The organism is Aeromonas sp. Prich7-2, from assembly GCF_017939255.1.
In the GTDB taxonomy this organism is placed as follows: domain Bacteria; phylum Pseudomonadota; class Gammaproteobacteria; order Enterobacterales; family Aeromonadaceae; genus Aeromonas; species Aeromonas caviae.
Genome location: NZ_JAGKRI010000046.1, coordinates 19,376 through 37,935 on the forward strand (window position 1 = coordinate 19,376; position 18,560 = coordinate 37,935).

At 60.6% G+C, this 18,560-nt stretch carries 20 protein-coding genes; 6 read left to right on the forward strand and 14 right to left on the reverse strand.

What is annotated here, in order from left to right:
* Nucleotides 1–39 precede the first annotated feature (39 nt).
* Complete coding sequence (gene ffh, locus J9892_RS09390; protein ID WP_010673083.1) at nucleotides 40–1,419, reverse strand: signal recognition particle protein; 1,380 nt, start codon at nucleotides 1,417–1,419, stop codon at nucleotides 40–42.
* 285 nt (nucleotides 1,420–1,704) lie between these two features.
* Between ffh and ccsA the strand changes: the two genes are divergently transcribed.
* Entirely contained in the window at nucleotides 1,705–2,496 is a 792-nt protein-coding gene (gene ccsA, locus J9892_RS09395; RefSeq protein ID WP_039040017.1) for a cytochrome c biogenesis protein CcsA, read from the forward strand.
* A gap of 39 nt (nucleotides 2,497–2,535) precedes the next feature.
* Nucleotides 2,536–3,816, forward strand: coding sequence for a CNNM domain-containing protein (locus tag J9892_RS09400; RefSeq protein ID WP_010673081.1), 1,281 nt, complete (start codon nucleotides 2,536–2,538; stop codon nucleotides 3,814–3,816).
* Between the two features lie 30 nt (nucleotides 3,817–3,846).
* Here J9892_RS09400 and J9892_RS09405 read toward each other — a convergent pair whose 3' ends face one another.
* The gene (locus J9892_RS09405) at nucleotides 3,847–4,314 is read right to left on the reverse strand and encodes an Rrf2 family transcriptional regulator (RefSeq protein ID WP_039039978.1); all 468 of its coding nucleotides are present in this window, start codon (nucleotides 4,312–4,314) and stop codon (nucleotides 3,847–3,849) included.
* A gap of 111 nt (nucleotides 4,315–4,425) precedes the next feature.
* Here J9892_RS09405 and hmpA point away from each other — a divergent pair, with 111 nt between their 5' ends.
* Nucleotides 4,426–5,619: an NO-inducible flavohemoprotein gene (hmpA, locus tag J9892_RS09410; RefSeq protein ID WP_210538225.1), complete on the forward strand. Its 1,194-nt coding sequence runs from the start codon at nucleotides 4,426–4,428 to the stop codon at nucleotides 5,617–5,619.
* An 82-nt stretch (nucleotides 5,620–5,701) separates the two neighbouring features.
* On the opposite strand, the gene J9892_RS09415 is transcribed toward hmpA, so the two are convergent.
* From J9892_RS09415 to J9892_RS09440, 6 genes are all read right to left on the reverse strand, one after another.
* Nucleotides 5,702–6,292, reverse strand: a complete 591-nt coding sequence (locus J9892_RS09415; RefSeq protein ID WP_029313773.1) for a sel1 repeat family protein — start codon at nucleotides 6,290–6,292, stop codon at nucleotides 5,702–5,704.
* 395 nt (nucleotides 6,293–6,687) lie between these two features.
* Nucleotides 6,688–7,623 (reverse strand): malate dehydrogenase, encoded by a 936-nt coding sequence (gene mdh, locus J9892_RS09420; protein WP_210538226.1) that lies wholly within the window; start codon nucleotides 7,621–7,623, stop codon nucleotides 6,688–6,690.
* 242 nt (nucleotides 7,624–7,865) lie between these two features.
* Entirely contained in the window at nucleotides 7,866–8,528 is a 663-nt protein-coding gene (artM, locus tag J9892_RS09425) for an arginine ABC transporter permease ArtM (RefSeq protein WP_010673075.1), read from the reverse strand.
* A 2-nt stretch (nucleotides 8,529–8,530) separates the two neighbouring features.
* The gene (gene artQ / locus J9892_RS09430) at nucleotides 8,531–9,181 is read right to left on the reverse strand and encodes an arginine ABC transporter permease ArtQ (RefSeq protein ID WP_010673074.1); all 651 of its coding nucleotides are present in this window, start codon (nucleotides 9,179–9,181) and stop codon (nucleotides 8,531–8,533) included.
* Nucleotides 9,182–9,184: 3 nt separating this feature from the next.
* The gene (locus J9892_RS09435; RefSeq protein WP_010673073.1) at nucleotides 9,185–9,922 is read right to left on the reverse strand and encodes an arginine ABC transporter substrate-binding protein; all 738 of its coding nucleotides are present in this window, start codon (nucleotides 9,920–9,922) and stop codon (nucleotides 9,185–9,187) included.
* 24 nt (nucleotides 9,923–9,946) lie between these two features.
* Nucleotides 9,947–10,687, reverse strand: a complete 741-nt coding sequence (locus J9892_RS09440) for an ATP-binding cassette domain-containing protein (RefSeq protein WP_010673072.1) — start codon at nucleotides 10,685–10,687, stop codon at nucleotides 9,947–9,949.
* 200 nt (nucleotides 10,688–10,887) lie between these two features.
* Between J9892_RS09440 and argR the strand changes: the two genes are divergently transcribed.
* On the forward strand, nucleotides 10,888–11,358 hold the full coding sequence (gene argR / locus J9892_RS09445; RefSeq protein ID WP_005308670.1) for a transcriptional regulator ArgR: 471 nt from the start codon (nucleotides 10,888–10,890) through the stop codon (nucleotides 11,356–11,358).
* A 79-nt stretch (nucleotides 11,359–11,437) separates the two neighbouring features.
* Here argR and J9892_RS09450 read toward each other — a convergent pair whose 3' ends face one another.
* The 5 genes from J9892_RS09450 to glnK form a co-directional block, all read right to left on the reverse strand.
* A complete protein-coding gene (locus tag J9892_RS09450) occupies nucleotides 11,438–12,343 on the reverse strand; it encodes a Dyp-type peroxidase (protein ID WP_049636465.1) in 906 nt (301 codons plus the stop codon).
* 89 nt (nucleotides 12,344–12,432) lie between these two features.
* Complete coding sequence (locus J9892_RS09455) at nucleotides 12,433–13,467, reverse strand: ABC transporter ATP-binding protein (RefSeq protein ID WP_210538227.1); 1,035 nt, start codon at nucleotides 13,465–13,467, stop codon at nucleotides 12,433–12,435.
* 40 nt (nucleotides 13,468–13,507) lie between these two features.
* A complete protein-coding gene (locus J9892_RS09460; protein ID WP_210538228.1) occupies nucleotides 13,508–15,133 on the reverse strand; it encodes an iron ABC transporter permease in 1,626 nt (541 codons plus the stop codon).
* Nucleotides 15,134–15,172: 39 nt separating this feature from the next.
* A complete protein-coding gene (locus J9892_RS09465) occupies nucleotides 15,173–16,180 on the reverse strand; it encodes an extracellular solute-binding protein (protein ID WP_010673068.1) in 1,008 nt (335 codons plus the stop codon).
* Nucleotides 16,181–16,408: 228 nt separating this feature from the next.
* The gene (glnK, locus tag J9892_RS09470; RefSeq protein ID WP_005332325.1) at nucleotides 16,409–16,747 is read right to left on the reverse strand and encodes a P-II family nitrogen regulator; all 339 of its coding nucleotides are present in this window, start codon (nucleotides 16,745–16,747) and stop codon (nucleotides 16,409–16,411) included.
* 201 nt (nucleotides 16,748–16,948) lie between these two features.
* Between glnK and arfB the strand changes: the two genes are divergently transcribed.
* The gene (gene arfB, locus J9892_RS09475) at nucleotides 16,949–17,365 is read left to right on the forward strand and encodes an alternative ribosome rescue aminoacyl-tRNA hydrolase ArfB (RefSeq protein ID WP_010673067.1); all 417 of its coding nucleotides are present in this window, start codon (nucleotides 16,949–16,951) and stop codon (nucleotides 17,363–17,365) included.
* A 26-nt stretch (nucleotides 17,366–17,391) separates the two neighbouring features.
* Nucleotides 17,392–17,886 carry a methylated-DNA--[protein]-cysteine S-methyltransferase gene (locus tag J9892_RS09480; RefSeq protein WP_103857996.1) on the forward strand — a complete coding sequence of 165 codons (495 nt, stop codon included), beginning with the start codon at nucleotides 17,392–17,394 and terminating at the stop codon, nucleotides 17,884–17,886.
* 540 nt (nucleotides 17,887–18,426) lie between these two features.
* Here J9892_RS09480 and J9892_RS09485 read toward each other — a convergent pair.
* A partial coding sequence (locus tag J9892_RS09485; protein ID WP_162231338.1) for a transposase occupies nucleotides 18,427–18,560 on the reverse strand: 134 nt, incomplete at its 5' end.

An 18,560-nucleotide genomic window follows, 5' to 3' on the forward strand; every position in this document is an offset into this window, starting at 1 on the left:
CTCACCAGGGTGAGCCTTTCTGCCTGACCAGCAGGAAAATCAGAACGGACCGCGACCGCCACCACCGAATCCGGGGGGCAGCATGTTCTTCATCTGGCCCATCATCTTGCGCATGCCGCCCTTGCCGGACATCTTCTTCATCATGCGCTGCATCTCGGTGAACTGCTTGAGCAGCTTGTTCACATCCTGGACCTGCATGCCGGAGCCCGCAGCGATGCGACGCTTGCGGGAGCCCTTGATGAGATCGGGATGGGCACGCTCTTTCGGCGTCATGGAGCTGATGATGGCCTCCATCCGCACGGTGAGCTTGTCATCCATCTGATCCTTGATGTTGTCCGGCAGGCCAGACATGCCAGGCAGCTTGTCGAGCATCCCCATCATGCCACCCATGTTGCGCATCTGGGCCAGCTGCTCACGGAAGTCTTCCAGATCGAAGCCCTTGCCGCTCTTGACCTTGCTGGCCAGCTTGGCCGCCTTCTCTTTATCGACGTTGCGCTCCACCTCTTCGATGAGAGAGAGCACATCCCCCATGCCGAGGATGCGGGAGGCGAGACGATCCGGGTGGAACGGCTCCAGCGCGTCGGTCTTCTCGCCCATACCGATGAACTTGACCGGTTTGCCGGTGATGTGACGCACCGACAGTGCGGCACCACCGCGGGCATCACCGTCTGCCTTGGTAAGGATCACACCGGTGAGCGGCAGCGCCTCGTTGAAGGCCTTGGCGGTATTGGCGGCATCCTGGCCTGTCATGGCATCCACCACGAACAGGGTTTCGACCGGCTTGATGGTGGCGTGCAGATCCTGGATCTCCGCCATCATTTCGCCATCGACGTGCAGACGACCGGCAGTATCGACGATCACCACGTCATAGAACTTCTTGCGCGCCTGATCGATGGCGGCAGTGGCAATGGCGATCGGTTTCTGGCTGGCATCACTCGGGAAGAAGTCGACACCGATGTCGCCCGCAAGGGTCTCAAGCTGCTTGATCGCCGCCGGACGGTAGACGTCCGCACTGACCACCAGCACCTTCTTCTTGCTGCGCTCCTTGAGCAGTTTGGCCAGTTTGCCGACCGTAGTGGTCTTACCGGCCCCCTGAAGACCTGCCATCAGGATGATGGCCGGCGGCTGGGCAGCCAGGTTGAGCTGTTCGTTGGCCTCCCCCATCACGGTGACCAGTTCGCCATGGACGATCTTGATGAAGGCCTGGCCCGGGCTCAGGGATTTGGCCACTTCCTGGCCCACGGCTCGTTCCTTGACGCGCGCCACAAAATCGCGCACCACCGGCAGGGCGACGTCCGCCTCGAGCAACGCCATGCGGACTTCGCGCAGGGTATCCTTGATATTCTCTTCGGTCAGACGGCCGCGGCCGCTGACGTTGCGCAGGGTGCGCGAGAGTCGTTCAGTCAAATTCTCAAACATGACGCTTTCCGGTTCTTGGCGTGACAATGGGGGCATTATACCCCGGTCAGCACTCTAGGGACGATTACGCGCCGCTTGCCGCGGCGGCCTGCCATCGAACGGGCAGGTCAACAAATGGAGGGCAGTATACCCCAGTCAACGCCGGAGGACGATTATTCGCCGCACGGTGACCATCAACGCCTACTTATATGTGGGCAGTTAGCCTCTGGCACAACTGGCGAGCATATCTTGTGCAAGGTATACTGCCCCTCTTATCCATAAAGCTTGTTTGACAACGACCTGGTTATGATCGTGATCTCTGTTCTGGCCCTGGCGTTTTACCTGCTGGCCATCATCGCCTCACTGCACCTGCTGCTCAGCGCCAAGCCCGTCGGGCAAGTATCGCTGTTCGCCTGTGTCGGCCTGGCCCTGACCGCCCATGGCATGGCGGTGGGCAGCGAAGTGCTGGCCACCCATTCCGGCCAGAATCTCAGCATGTTGAACGTGGCGTCCCTGGTCAGCCTTATCATCAGTTGCTTCATGACCTGCGTCACCCGACGCTTCAACGGCTGGATCCTGCTCCCCGTCGTCTACAGTTTTTCAGCCCTGCTGCTGGCAGCCAGCGCGCTCATTCCCGGGCGCTACATCACCCATCTGGAAGCACACCCCCAGTTACTGCTGCACATAGGCCTCGCGCTGATGGCCTATTCGGTACTGATGATCGCCTGCTTGTTTGCCCTCCAGCTTGCCTGCCTGGACAGGCAACTGAAATCAAGAAAGATCAGCCACCTGCCAGCCATGCCACCCCTGATGACGGTGGAGAAGCGTCTGTTTCAGCTCATTTCCGCAGGTCTGCTGCTGCTGACCCTCTCCATCGCATCCGGCCTGTTCTTCCTGGAAGACATGTTTGCCCAGGGCAAGTCCCACAAGGCCATCCTCTCTATCCTGGCCTGGTGCGTCTACGCTCTGCTGCTCTGGGGTCACCATACCCGTGGCTGGCGCGGCCGCAAGGTCATCATGCTGAGCCTCATCGGCAGCTTCATCCTGACACTGGCCTATTTTGGCAGCCGTTTCGTCAAGGAAGTGCTGCTTAGCTGACACACGAACATTCCCCAACCATCCTTACAGGAGCCCTTCTTGGACAGTATCTCAACGAGTACATTGCTGATTGTTCTCGTTATCTTGATCCTTTTGTCAGCCTTCTTCTCCAGTTCCGAAACAGGTCTGATGTCGCTCAACCGCTACAAGCTGCGGCATCTGGCCCAGACCAAGCACAAGGCTGCCCGCCGGGTCGAGAAGCTGCTGGCCAGGCCGGACCGCCTGCTTGGCCTCATTCTCATCGGCAACAATCTGGTCAACATCCTGGCCTCCGCCATCGCGACCATCGTCTGCATCCGGCTGTTCGGGGATCTCGGCGTCGCCATTGCCACCTTCGGGCTGACCCTGGTGGTGCTGGTATTCGGGGAAGTCACCCCCAAGACACTGGCGGCCATGTTCCCCGAGCGGATAGCCTACCCTGCCTCCTGGATCCTCAAGGGGTTGATGGTGCCGTTCGCTCCCCTTGTCTGGCTCATCAACAGCATCACGAACCTGCTGCTGAAACTCTTGCGTCTCGAGCACAACAAGGATGATTCCCTCAATTCCGAAGAGCTGCGCACCATCGTCAACGAGGCGGGCAATCTCATTCCCAAGCACCACCAGGAGATGCTGATAAGCATCCTGGATCTCGACAAGATGACGGTGGAGAACATCATGGTCCCGCGCAGCGAGATCTCCGCCATCGACATCAATGACGACTGGAAGATCATACTGCGCCAGCTGGCCCACTGCGCCCACACCAAGATCCTGCTCTATCGCGACAACATCGATGACGTCGTCGGCTTCCTGCACTCACGGGATGCCCTGAGACTGGTCGCCCGGGATCAGTTCAGCAAGTCCAGCCTGCTGCGGGAAGTCGACCCCATCTATTTCATCCCCCAGGGGACCCCCCTCAACGTGCAGTTGGCCAAGTTCCAGCGCAACAAGGAGCGAATTGGCCTTATCGTCGACGAATATGGCGATATTCAGGGGCTGATCACCCTGGACGACATCCTGGAAGAGATTGTCGGTGACTTCACCACCTCCATGACACCGACCCCGAGTGACGAGATCCATCCCCAGCCGGACGGCTCCTTCCTGGTCGAAGGCTCCGCCAGCATCCGCGAGCTGAACAAGGAGATGGACTGGCACCTGCCCATGGACGGCCCACGGACCCTCAATGGCGCCATCCTGGAGTACCTTGAGGAGATCCCCCAACCCAACATCAGTGTCAGGCTGGCGGGCTACCCTATCGAGATTCTCGAAGTGGAGAACAACATGGTGAAGATGGCGAGGATCATGCCGCACCTGTACCGGGACGATTCAGGGTACGAGGATTGAAAAAAGGCTGCCAATGGCAGCCTTTTTGTTTCACTCGCTCTCGTCATCCGGCTCCAGCACCAGAGTGGGGATGAGCTCACCGAACACCTGCTGCAACTCGTCACGGTTTGCCAGCAAATCCTGCAGCGTATAGCCATCCATCACCGCGAGGAAGGCGTTCATCGCCTCCTTCAAGGCACTCTTGAGCAGACAGACGGAGACGATATGGCAGACCGGGGAGCTGCAGTCGATCCCGTCCAGATTGCCTTCCAACGCCCGGATCACTTGCCCGATATTGATCTCGTCGGGGGAGCGCGCCATGCGGATACCACCATTCTTGCCGCGTTGTGACTGCAGATAGCCCAGTTTTACCAACTGGTTCACCACCTTCACCATGTGGTTGCGGGATACGTCGTACAAGGCGGATACCTTGGCCACGCTCGACAGTTCCCCCTCCGGCAGGGTGGCCAGATAGAGCAGGGCTCTCAATCCAAAATCGGTATAGCTCGTTAGTCTCATAGTGCCTGTAGCGCCTAGCGCGAAGAATTGATGATTGATCCAGATCAATTAAACATTTAGGATGCAACTTAATAAGTGACATTCCAGATGTTCAATTAGAAAGGACCTCCTATGTTAGACCAAGCCACCATCGCCGTCATCAAGAGCACCATTCCTTTGCTCGAATCGGCGGGCCCTGACCTCACACGGCACTTTTATCAGCGCATGTTCAGCCACAATCCCGAGTTGAAGGATGTCTTCAACCTGGCTCACCAGCGTAGCGGGGGACAACCCTTGGCACTGTTCAGTGCGGTGGCGGCCTATGCCAGGAACATCGACAATCTGGGGGCCCTGGCCGGAGCCGTTGAACGCATCGCCCACAAACATACGGGTTTCCTGATCCAGCCGGAACAATATCACATTGTGGGTAGTCATCTCTTGGCCACGCTCAAAGAAATGGGTGGCAACGCTGTTACGGAGGAGGTCCTTACCGCCTGGGGCAAGGCTTACGGTGTGCTGGCCGACATCTTTATCGGCCGGGAGAGCGAGCTCTATCGGGAGAAGGCAAGCCAGGACGGTGGTTGGCAGGGAACCCGCCCTTTCATCATCAAGGAGAAGCGTCAAGAGAGTGAACTCATCACCTCTTTCGTCCTGGCACCCCTCGATGGCAACCCCGTGTTGCGTTTCAAACCGGGGCAATATCTCAGTATCAAGCTGGTTCATCCCGCCCTCGAGCATCAGGAGATCCGCCAGTACTCCCTCTCGGACACCCCCAATGGCCGCGACTACCGCATCAGCGTCAAGCGCGAACCCAGGGGTCAGGCCTCCAACCTGTTGCATGATCATCTTCACATCGGTGACACGGTCGACATCATGCCGCCGGCCGGCGACTTCTTCCTGCAAGAGGAGACAGACACGCCTGTGGTGCTGATCTCCGCCGGGGTCGGCCTCACCCCCATGCTGAGCATGCTCAACCACTTGCTGGCCGATGGCCCGGATGTGGATATTCGCTGGCTTCACGCCTGCGAACATGGCGCCCACCACGCGTTCAGGGACGAGATCCGGGCAAAGAGCAGGCAATACGGGAAACTGGAGAGCCGGATCTGGTATCGGGAGCCGGGGGAGCAGGATGTCAAAGGAGAGGATTACGACTTCAGCGGCACTCTGGCACTGGAGCAGGTCACCGACCTCATTCCGGCCGACGCCCACTACTATTTCTGCGGCCCTGTCCCGTTCATGAAGGCAGTCAAAGCTCAGCTGGAGCATGTGGGCGTGCCTGCCGGGCGGATGCACTACGAGGTCTTCGGCCCCCATCAGGCTCTCTGATCCCTCCCCTGACCGGGAAAATGCACAAGGCCCACAAGCACAGCTTCGTGGGCCTTGTAATATCAAAGCGGGCTACCAGAACTCAGTGCATCGCCTTGGCACGGGCGATGGCATTGGCGGGCATCCGGTTGCCGAGCCGGCTGAGCAGGCTCGCCGCCTTCTGGTGCATGGCCTTGTCGCCGATGACGGCGCCGTGCAGCCAGTGATACGCCTCCTCGTAATCCAGGGGACTCCCCATGCCCTGCAGCAACATCTCCACCCACTCCATCTGTGCCCGCAAGAAGCCCAGGCTCGCGGCTTCCCGCATCAGGGTCTCGGCCCTCACCAGATCCTTCTGAACCAGGATCCCCTTCCAGTAATAGCGGCCAAGCTGTTCCAGCGCCGGCGCCAGCCCCTGGTTGGCGGCCTCCCACATGTACTGCACTCCGATCTGGGCGTCCGGCTTGGTGCAAACCCCCCAGGCCAGCATGTCTCCCCAGAGGAACTGATAGGCAGGGATCTTCATCACCGAGGCCCGCGCCTCGATATCCTGGGTGAGCTGGCACCTGTCCTGCTTCACCCGGGCCAGATGGCGCCCCTGCTCTATCCAGTTGAGCAGTTCGTCCTGGCGATAGAGCGGCACGGCCTGCAACTCTCCCGCAGCAGCGGATGCCTGTGTCGTCGCCCTGGGCAGCGGCGCAGCTGCCGGTGCGGACGGTACAGGTGCGGATGCGGATGGCGCCTGGGCTGGCGCAGCTGACACAGGGAGGGATGACGTGGCGACAGAAGAGGCTGGCGTCAGGGCTGGCTGGGCCGATGACGAGGCCGGTGACAAGGGTGCAAACGCCGCGGATGGCGGCGCGGCAGCAACCGCCACCGCCTGGGTGGGCGCGGCGGCCAAGGTGGGCTCCGCCCCCTGCAAGGGGAAGCTGCATACACCGATAATGGCGATGAGGGTTCTTGGTTTTATCATAGGGATCTCCTGCTGCCTTCTGTTATCGGCAGCCAGGGCCATCTCCTTAGCCGCCACACCCAATACCGAAAATAACAAAGGGGAGCCTGGGCTCCCCTTGCGGTCGACGTAGCAACTTACTTGACGAAGTCGGCGCCCAGCTGGATGTCGGCCTTCAGGGTGGCCAGCATGCTGTCCATCGCTTCCTGCTCGAAGGCGCTCAGCTTGCCGTAGTCCAGCACGGTTTCGACACCGTTCTTGCCGAGCAGCACCGGCTGCGCGAAGAAGGTGGCGTGCTCTCCGTTGCCTTCCACATAGGCACACTCGATGACGTTGGCTTCCCCTTGCAGACCCTTGATGAGCGACAGACCGAAACGGCAGGCTGCCTGACCCATGGAGAGAGTGGCGGAACCGCCACCGGCCTTGGCTTCCACCACTTCGGTACCGGCATTCTGAATGCGCTTGGTCATGGCAGCCACTTCCTCAGCGGTGAAGCTGGCGCCTTCAACCTGGGAGAGCAGCGGCAGAATGGTCACGCCACTGTGACCGCCGATCACGTTGACACGTACCTTGTCAACGTTCAGGCCCTTGGCTTCGGCCACGAAGGTCTCGCCGCGGATCACATCCAGGGTGGTCACGCCGAACAGGCGACGCTTGTCATAGACACCGGCTTTCTTCAGCACTTCGGCGGCGATGGCGACCGTGGTGTTGACCGGGTTGGTGATGATGCCGATCAGTGCTTTCGGGCAGGAAGCGGCACACTTTTCCACCAGGTTCTTGACGATACCGGCGTTGATGTTGAACAGGTCGGAACGGTCCATGCCGGGCTTGCGCGCTACGCCGGCAGAGATCAGCACGACATCGGCGCCGACCAGAGCCGGGCTCGGATCTTCACCGCAGAAACCTTTTACTTTCACGTCAGTCGGGATGTGGCTCAGGTCCGCCGCCACGCCCGGAGTGACCGGGGCAATGTCATACAGGCTCAGTTCGGAACCGGCAGGCAGGCGGTTTTTCAACAGCAGAGCGAGGGCTTGGCCGATGCCACCGGCGGCACCCAGAACGGCAACTTTCATGATCAACTCCATGTCTAAGCGTAGGTTTAAGGTTGTTTCTAGTTGGGTTAACGCTGATTCTTATTGTGCGCCTCACCTTAAAGGATCCCCTCCTAAAAAACAATCTGATAACAGTTGTAATCACGGGTTCTGTGAGCCAGGGAACAAGCGGCGATGAAAGCGGAGAGGAATATGCGATAAATGGGAGGAAAGACACAGATTTCCTGTGCTTCCCTCATCATTAAGAGGTAAATGTGACTGCTTCAGGACTGGAAAGCCAGTGCCCGACGCTCACACCAGCGGAAACCAATTGTTAACAATCCATTCATGGTCAGATAGAGCGCTCCGGCCACGGTGAACACCGCCAGGGTGTCATAGGTCTGGGCGTTGAGACGCTGGGCCAGCCCCATGATGTCCATGATGGTGATGGTACTGGCGAGCGAACTCCCCTTGAGCACCAGGATCACCTCGTTGGAATAGGCGGGGACCAGCCGACGGGCGGCATGGCGGGTCTTCATCCACAGGGTCTGTCCGGCCGAGAAGCCGAGCGCACGGCAGGCCTCCACTTCACCGGCGGGGATGGCGTCGAGCGCCCCTTTGAACAGCCGGGTGGAGTAGGCTGCGGTATTGAAACCGAGCGCCAGCACGGCGCAGAACCAGGGTTGCTTGAGCAGCGGCCAGAGCGGCCCCGCCTTGAGCCATTCAAACTGGCCAGGCCCGTAGTAGATGAGGAAGATCTGGATGAGCAGCGGCGTACCGGTAAAGACCAGTACCCAGAGCTGCACCAGCTGGGTCGCCACCGGAATGCGACGCTCCAGCACCCAGGTCATGCCGGCCGCCATCAGCACGCCCAGCAACAAGCTGAACGCGGTGAGCTGCAGGGTGATCGCCAGCCCTCCCAGCAGGGTCATCAGGTAATCCTGCATGGTCAGCCTCCGTAACGGCGGGTATAGCGGGACGCCTGCTTCAAACCGAATTCACTCACCAGACTAATAGCCAGATAGATGAGGGCGGCAGCGGCGTACCAGGTGAAGGGTTGATAGGTGCTGGCCGAAGCCATCTGTGCCTGACGCATCATCTCGTTCACCCCGATGAGGGAGACCAGAGCGGTGTCTTTCAGCAGCACCAGCCACTGGTTGCCGAGCCCGGGCAGGGCGTGACGCCAGGCCTGGGGCAGCACGATGCGAAAGAAGGTGTGCCCCTTGCCTAGGCCGAGCGCCTGCGCCGCCAGCCGCTGCCCAGGGGGCACCGCATTGAGGGCGGCACGCAGGGTCTGGGTGGCGTAGCTCGCAAACAGCAGGGAGAGCGCCAGCACACCGCAGGCGAACGGGCTGAACTCCACATACTCCCCGGTGATGAGGAACAGCACCTGGGTCGAGCCGAAGTAGATGAAGAGCACCACCAGCAACTCGGGCAGACCACGGATCAAGGTGGTCAGGGTGGCCACGGGCCACACCAGCCAACGCTGCTTGCTCAACTCAGCCGCACTGAATGCCAGTGCCAGCACCATGCCACCGACCAGGGATGCCAAGGCCAGCCCGAGGGTCATCCAGGCTGCATCCAACAACAGGCTCAACATGGCTTACTGCGCGAAGTACTTGTCATAGATCTTCTGATAGGTGCCGTTGGCCTTGATCTCGGCCAGCCCCTTGTTCAGCTGGGTCAGCAGTTCCTGGTTGCCCTTGGCCACCGCGATGCCAAAACCGGTACCGAAGTACTTGGCGTCGGTCACCGGGGTACCGACCACGGCGTATTCCTTGTGCTGCTTGAGCCAGTCGGCGGCCACCGCCGTATCGGCAAACACGCCGTCAGTGCGGCCATTCATCATGTCGAGGAAGGCGCTCTGGTAGCTGGCGTAGGGCACGGTCAGCAGACCCTTGCTCACCCAGTTGTCCACCAGATAGGACTGGTGGGAGGTGCCGTTCTGCACGCCGACTGTCTTGTCCACCAGATCGTCCGGCCCCTTGAAGGTCTCTTTCTTGGCGACGAACACCGCGGAGTTCTCGTAATAGATATCGGAGAAGTCGACCTGGGCGGCCCGCTCCGGCGTCACGTCCATGGCGGCGATGACGGCATCATAGCGACGGAACTTGAGGCTGGGGATCAGGCTGTCGAAGGCCTGGTTGTGGAAGCTGCACTCCAGCTTGGCCTGCTCGCAGACCGCGCGGGCCAGATCGATGTCAAACCCCTGGAACTCGTTCTTGTCATCCAGGTATTCGAACGGCGCATAGGTTGCCTCGGTGGCGAACTTGATCTCTTTGGCCAGCACAGAAGTGCTCAGCAGACCCATGGCGGCGATCAGCAACAGACTCTTTTTCATGACAGCTTCCTTATCGACTCAATATCAATGCATCAAGAATTCGGCAAACCGGCTGGTTTGCGGGGACTGGAAGATGGCGGCGGTGCCGGATTCGATGATCCGCCCCTTCTCCAGATAGATCACCTGACTGGCCACCTTGCGGGCGAACTCCACCTCGTGGGTCACCACCACCTGGGTGATGCCGGTCTGGCTCAGGGTGCGGATGATCTCCGCCACCTCTTTGGTAATTTCGGGATCCAGGGCAGCCGTCGGTTCGTCAAACAGCAGCACCTGGGGATCCATCATCAGGGTCCGGGCAATGGCGACCCGCTGCTGCTGGCCACCGGAAAGCCGTGCGGGCCAGGCGTCCCGTTTGTCGGCCAGTTGCAGCTGGGCCAGCAGATAGGCCCCTTTCTCGATGGCCGCGTCGCGGCTCATGCCGAGCACCTTGACGGGCGCTTCAATCAGATTCTCCATCACGGTGAGGTGCGGCCACAGATTGTACTGCTGGAACACCATGCCCACCTTGCGGCGCAGCGCCTGTGCCTGACGGTTGAATTCGGCAGTAGAGAGGCTGGACGGGAAAGAAAATTCACTGTCTGCGATGCGCAACACACCGGCATCCGGCGTGTCCAGCAAGTTCATCATGCGCAGCAGAGAGCTCTTGCCTGCCCCGCTCGGGCCCAGCAATACCAAGGTCTCGCCGGGAGCAGTCCGAAAGCTCACCTGCTGCAGTACCGGCACCTTGTGCCAGGATTTTTCGATGCCGATTAATTCGATACCCATACAGCCCAATTGAATAAGTTTTCAAAATTTCGTCCTGATTCTAGCGCCAGCATAAGTTGATGCAAGCTATATTTGAATCAATATGCAGAACAAGCGCCGCTTCCTTGCCAAAACAGGCATATGAATGCAAAATAGCAGCGCTGTTCGTATCTGCCGCCTGAGCGTGACAGGCGGTCACTCCCCTCATTCGTGAGTCCAAGATGAAACATAACGACAAGCAAGAAAAACTGGCCAAGGCCTTTAAAGCCTTGCTGAAAGAGGAGCGTTTCGGCTCCCAGGCAGAGATAGTGACTGCCCTGCAAGAGATGGGCTTCGAGAACATCAACCAGTCCAAGGTCTCGCGCATGCTGAGCCGCTTCGGCGCCGTTCGCACCCGCAATGCCAAGATGGAGATGGTCTACTGTCTGCCGGTGGAGCTAGGCGTGCCCACCACCTCCAGCCCCCTCAAGAACCTGGTGCTGGATGTCGACCACAACGGCGCTCTGGTGGTGATCCACACCAGCCCCGGCGCAGCCCAGCTGATCGCCCGCCTGCTTGACTCCCTCGGCAAGGCCGAAGGGATCCTCGGCACCATCGCCGGTGATGACACCATCTTCATCACCCCGACCAGCGATACCGACATCGAGGAGCTCTACCTCTCCGCCCTCGAGCTGTTCGAGCAGACGCCCTGATCCGGTCGCCTTGGGCGATCCGCACAAAAATCCCGGCCTTGGCCGGGATTTTTTGTTTTGAACGGTCGGCAGGCCGGGTTTATTTGCCCTCGGCCACCAGAAAATCGACGGAAGGGGCGAAGAAGGCCGCGCCGGTCACCGCCCGGGTGAAGCGCAGCAGGTGGTCGAAGTGGCTGCCTTCCCCTTTGTACATACTGGCCAGCATGGCGTTGAAGTGCAGCGGCGTGCGGCAGCAGGAGATGAAGTAGAGCCCCTGCTCGCTCATGGTGCCCCAGGGCATGCTCTGGCGCAGGATCTCCATGGACTCCCCCTTCGGGGTCTTGAGGTTGACCCGCTTGATGTGGGAAGTGAGCGGCTTGTCGGCGGACTCGTATTCGATGTTGTCGACCTTGGTGCGACCTATGATGTCTTCCTGCTCCTTCAGGGCCAGCTTCTCCCAGTCGCTCATGGCGTGGACCCAGCGCTGCACGTGGATATAGGAGCCACCGGCGAACTCGCCGCCGTCCAGCAACGCCACCTCGGCGCGGTGCTCATCCTGCGGGTTCTCGGTGCCGTCGACGAAACCGGTCAGATCCCGGCAATCCTGGTTGCGAAAACCGCGGACTTCCTCGGCCAATTCAACAAGCCCGGCCAGCAGGGCCATGACGCGATGACCGGCATGATGCAGCACGTCCACCCGATCGGCACGCAATTGTACGAAGAGATCGAACGGGGTATTGGGGGCCTCCTGACCGTTGGCGGATTGCGCCATGAAACCGCGGAACTGGGGCGGCCGGGCGACAGGATAGAGATCATCCCAGGCGTCGGCCCCGACGGCGACCAGACCGCTGAAGGCCGCATCGGGGAAGTCGGCGCTCACCGCCTCCCAGAGTGCTGGCAGGCTGGCCAGGCGGGAGGTCAGGGCAGCGGCGTCACCGGTGCGATTGAACATCAGATAGAGGGCGTGCAGATTCGGCTCTGCGCAGATCCCGGCTTGGGCTTTCATGTCTCTCTCCAAGTGCGTTGGCTATGGGCGTGGCGCGATTATAAACCAGCGCGCTTCCAGTTCATTGATTTCACGACAATACCACGCACTCAGGGCAAGGGGTCAAACAACACCAGGGCATGAGGCGCCACGGTCACCCGCGCGCGATCCCCTTCCAGAGGCTCACCGATGCTGGCTTCCAGTTGCTGGCCGCCACACTCCACCAGTACCCGGCAGTGATGGCCCAGGAACTGTTGCTCACGCACCCGGAGCTCACCGTCATCCGCCGCCGTCAGCGCCAGTTGCTGGGGTCTGAGCATGAGCTGCAACCGCTCCCCCACCGCGCGGCCATGGGGCTCCTGACCGCAGATGGTTCCAAGGAGGGTCTGCACGCAGTGACTGTCCACCACCTCGGCCGCCAGATAATTGACCCCGCCGAGAAACTCCGCCACGAAGCGGTTCCCGGGGCGGCGATAGAGCTGCTCCGGCTCCCCCACCTGCTCGATGCGACCGGCACGAAACAGGGCCAGCCGGTCGGCGAAGGCGAAGGCCTCTTCCTTGCTGTGGCTGACGAAGATGGCACCAATGCCCTGCTGTTTGAGCAGGGCGCGGATCTCGAGGATCAGCTTCATCCGCACCTGGGTGTCGATGTTGGAGAAGGGCTCGTCCAGCAGCATCAGGCGCGGCTTGCACACCAGGGCGCGGGCGATGGCCACCCGCTGCTGCTGGCCGCCGGAGAGCTGGTGGGGATAGCGCTCCCCCAACCCCTGCAGGTTGACCAGCGCCAGCGCCTCTTCCACCTGCTGCTGGCGGCTGCCGCGATCTTGCCCGGTCAGGCCGAAGCCGACGTTCTCGGCCACCGTCAGGTGAGGAAAGAGAGCGTAATCCTGGAAGATCATGCCGATATGGCGGGCCTCCGGCGGCACACTCACGCCGGGGGCATCGAGCAGGGTCTCTCCCAGCCGGATCTCCCCCTGGGCCAGGGGCAGCAGACCGGCCACCGCCTTGAGCAGCGTGGTCTTGCCACAGCCGCTGGCCCCCAGCAGACAGACTATCTCGTTGTCGGCCACCTGCAGGGAGAGCTGCTCCAGCACGGGGCGGCCATTGTAGTGACAGCTGACCTTCTCGATATTCAGGCAGGACAAGGTTCTTTTCCTCTCGCGTAGTGATGCTGGACGGGGCCGCTCAATGGCCTGAACCATCCAGAGTACGGTTGATCCACAGCAGGGGAATCAGCCCCACCAGCACGATGACGATGGCACCGAGCGCCCCCCGCTCCAGCATCTCGTCCGAGACGAACTGATAGACGTGGGTCGCCAGGGTTTCGAAGTTGAACGGCCGCAGCAGCAGGGCGGCGGGCAGCTCCTTCATGGATTCGATGAACACCAGCATGGCGCCGGCAAAGAGGCCGCGGCGTACCAGCGGCAGGTGAATGCGACGCAGCATGCCGCCCGCCCCCTGCCCCAGAGAGCGGGCAGCCATGTCGAGGCTGGGGGAGATCTTGCTCATGCTGCTCTCCACCGACCCGATGGCGATGGCCACGAAGCGCACCAGATAGCCGAACACGATGGCGGTGAGGGTGCCGGTCAGGAGCAGACCGGGGCCCGGCATCCCGAGCCACTCGGCCAGATCGTTGATGCCAAAATCCAGGGCCGTGAGCGGCACCAGCACGCCGATGGCCAGCACGGTCCCCGGCATGGCATAGCCCATGGCGGCGAAGCGCAGGGGCAGCAGGCTGAGAGTCCCCCCATCGAGGCGACGGAAGAAGCCGAGCAGCAGGGCAATGGCCATGGCCAGCAGGGCGGTCAGGGCCGAGATGGCAAGGCTGTTGCCCGCAAAGCGCACGAATTCGGGCGTCCACGACAGCGCGAAGTAACGCACCCCGTAATCGAGCAGGATGACGAACGGCAGGGCGAACCCCGCCAGCACCAGACCCCAGCACCAGAGCCCGGCCAGCACGCCCCTCAGGCCCACGAGGGGGTAACGCAGGGGCTGCTCGAAGCCCATGGACTTCTGGAACACCTGCTGGCGCTGGCGGGAGCGGCGCTCCAGCGCGATGAGCAGCACCACCGCCAGCAGCATCAGACAGGAGAGCTTGGCGGCGGTCGCCAGGCTGCCGTAGCCGAGCCAGGTGTCGTAGATGGCGGTGGTCAGAGTGTTGATGGCAAAGAAGTGGACGGTGGCAAAGTCCGCCAGAGTTTCCATCGCGACCAGAGATGCCCCCACCATGATGGCCGGGCGGGCCAGGGGGAGGCTCAGGCGGCGAAAGCTCTGCCAGGGGGTGCAGCCGAGCAGACGGCTGGAGTGAATGAGGCTGACCGACTGCTCCAGGAAGGAGGCCCGTGCCAGCAGATAGACATAGGGAAAAAGCACCAGCGCCAGCACCCAGGCCGCGCCCCCGAGGGAGCGAATGGCCGGGAACCAGTAGTCGGTCGGTCCCTGCCAGCCAAACAGGGCACGCAGCCCCGCCTGCAGCGGGCCCGAGTAGTCGAGCAGGTCGGTATAGACGTAGGCCACGATATAGGAGGGCATCGCCATGGGCAGCATCAGCGCCCATTGCAGGGCGCGGCGCCCCGGCACCTCGCACATGGCCACCAGCCAGGCGGTGGGCACTCCGAACAGCAGGCTGAGGCAGACCACCCCCAGCACCAGACCGGACGTGTTTCGCAGATAGTCGGGCAGTACGGTATCGGCGAGGTGGGCAAACAGTTCCCCATCAGCCGAGAAGGCGGAGAAGACCAGGGCGAGTACCGGCAAACCCAGCAGCAGGGCGGTGGCCCAGCTGCCGGCAATCCATCCAAAATGTTTCATGAGTCCACAGAAGTTGATGGGGCCGTTGGCCCCATCTGATTACAAGTCGAATTTCACTTCATCCAGCAGTTGCAAGGCGTCCTTGCGGTGCTTGGCATAATCGCTGACCGGCATGGGGTCAGACTTGAACGTGCCCCAAGACTTGACCATGGCAGAAGGCTCGACCCCCGCCTTGACCGGGTACTCGGCATTCACATCAGCATACATGTGCTGGGCGGTATCCCCGGAGAGGAACTCCATCAGCTTCTGTGCTGCGTCCTTGTTCTTGGCATACTTGGTCATGGCCACGCCGCTCACGTTGACGTGGGCACCGCGATCACCCTGGTTCGGGAAGTTGATTTCCACCGCGTCGGCCCAGGACTTCTGCGCCGGGTCCTTCAACATGGCACCCAGGTAGTAGCTGTTGCCCAGGGAGACATCACAGATGCCGTCCTTGATCGCCTTGACCTGATCACGGTCGTTGCCCTGGGGCTTGCGCGCCAGGTTGGCCTTGACCCCTTCCAGCCAGGTCTTGGTGTCCGCCATGCCGTGATGGGCAATCATGGACGAAACCAGCGCCACATTGTACTCGTGCTTGCCGCTACGGGTACAAATTTTTCCTTTGAATTCAGGCTTGACCAGATCTTCGTAGCGGATGGTGTCGAGCTTGCCAAGACGCTCCTTGCTGGAGTAGATGGCACGCACCCGGGTGGTCAAGGCGAACCAGCGGTTGTCCGGATCGCGATAGATGGCGGGGATGTTCTCCTGCAGCGTCTTGCTGTCCACCGGCTGCACCAGGTCCTTGTCCACCAGCTCGGTCAGACGGCTGATGTCCACGGTCAGCATCAGATCGGCCGGAGAGAGCTTGCCTTCCCGTTCCAGACGCTCGTTCAGCCCCTCTTTGGCAAACACCACATTGACCTTGATCCCGGTCTCCTTCTCGAACTGCTGGATGATGGGCTTGATCAGCTCATCCTGACGGTTCGAATAGACGTTTACCTCCTGGGCGGCGAACGCCGACTGGGCGACAAGCGTGGAGAAAGCCAGTGCCAACATCTTCATTTTCATCATCCGTTCCTTGTCTGCGTAAAGAGTGATAACCATTTTCGTTTGCATTCTGCATGAATCGGGAGGAGAGGATCAAGGCTGTTTGCTGGGTTGGAACGATCTATTTAATCAGCGGCCAAACAAAAAGACCGGATGGAATCCCATCCGGTCTTTCGACGACCACCCCTTCACACTGTCGGCAGAACCTGCCCGGACCTTTGCCCGACCCGGCCGGGCAAAGGAGCGTACTCAGAGCGCCTCGTCGTCGCTCTCACCAGTACGAATACGCACCGCTTGCAGCAGGTCATAGACGAAAATCTTGCCGTCACCGATTTTGCCGGTATAGGCAGCCTTGCAGATGGCCTCGATCACCCCTTCGACGTTCTCGTCTGCGGTGGCGATCTCCAGCTTTACCTTCGGCAGAAAGTCGACCTGGTACTCGGCCCCCCGGTATAATTCGGTGTGCCCCTTCTGGCGACCAAAACCCTTCACTTCGGAGACGGTCAGGCCTTCCACCCCCAGGTTGGCGATGGCCTCGCGCACGTCGTCCAACTTGAAAGGTTTGATAATCGCAGTAATCAGCTTCATCTGGTTGCTCCCAATCCATGGTATGTCACGAATGGGTCATCAATTCTTGTGCCAAGTATTTTTATCGTTTATTTTCATATAGATAGATATGACACTCTGAGCCAGAAAGGCTCAGGATCACCAAGGAAGCGCATCTCGCCCCATAATGAGGCACCAAGCTGCACCAGACTCCCTTGATGCACCAAATGAGAGCATCACCCCATGTTAGTCATCTCCAACAGCGTGATCATCCCCTGGCATGAACTGCAATTCCAGACCATGCGGGCCCAGGGCAATGGCGGCCAGCACGTCAACAAGACCGACTCCGCCGTCTGGCTGCGCTTCGATTATCGCGACTCCCCCAGCCTGCCGCCGCTCTACAAGGAGGGACTGGAGCGGCTCAGCGACAGCCGGGTTCACGACGGCTTCATCCAGATCAGGGTCGAGACCCATCGCAGCCAGGACATGAATCGCAAGGAGGCCATGAGCCGCCTGACCGAGCTGCTGAAAAAAGCCGCGTGGCGCCCCAAGGCCCGCCACGCCACCAAGCCGACCCGCAGCTCCCAACGCAAGCGGGTCGATGCCAAGAAACGCAAGGGAGAGATCAAATCCACCCGCGGCAAGCCCGTACTGGAGTGACCTGCCACATGCCCGAGGACAAGAGAATGCAGTACAGCTTTTGTGAATGCGCCAAGGGGCCCCTGCTCATCGCCATCGATGGGGCCGGGCTGCGCCACGTGGAATTCATGCAAGGGGAGCGCCCCGTCCTGCCGCAACCGGAGTGGCAGCGGGATGATGCCGCCCTGGCCCCCTTCGTCGAGCAGTTTTCCGCCTACTTTGCCGGCCGCCTGCGGCGCTTCGATCTCCCCCTGGCCGCCACGGGCACACCATTCCAGCAGGCCGTGTGGCAGGCGTTGTGCGACATCCCCTACGGCGAGACCGTCAGCTACCTCCAGATTGCAGAGGCCATCGGCAACCCCAGGGCCGTGCGGGCGGTGGGCGCCGCCAACGGCCGCAATCCCCTCAGCATCATAGTGCCCTGCCACAGGGTCATAGGGCGCAGCGGTGAACTGACCGGCTACGGGGGAGGCATCCCCATCAAGCGCTGGTTGCTGGCACTGGAGCAGGAGACCGCAGACCACTTCGCGCTGACCCCATGAAAGGGTGCGCCTCCTGTCAAATGCGGGTTGCGGGTGCAGGCACCACAGACCGCAGGCCACTCGCGCGGATCCTCTGACGAGCGGCATCTTCATCACATACGAGTTGCTGGTCCCAACAGCAGACCGCAGGCGGCGTTGCACTGCCCATGACGGGCAACCCCCCCATCACATGCTGGTTGCTTGCCATCTGGCAGCATGGTTGCGTGATTCGTTGAGCAGACATCGGGATAATATTCCGACGGATCCGCCCCATGGCAGGAGCATGCCCACCGCCCCGATTCACCTTTCCTTTGAGCCGCATAACAAAATAAATCACTGATTATTTATTTTATTTCAGCATCAATTATTTAAAAACCACATTACGGCAGCATTTTGAAAATGAACACAGTATGAAGAATCGCCTCAGAAGCGCTTCAGAGAGCATCAGGCATCATGGCTTCACACTTGGATGGGACGGCTCATCCCTCATTCAGGTGGCACCCATGTGACGCTTCCAATCTGTCTTTTCCCCGCGCCTCCCCAGAGGCGCTTTTTTTTGGTTCATCGCGGCTTTCCGGGGAAGGCCGCCTTGATTTTCAGAAAAAAGTATTCTGAGTCCCTAAATCCATATGCCATACGCTTTATCACTTTGATCTTGTTGTTCACCCCTTCCAGCACACTCGTGTGCATCGGGT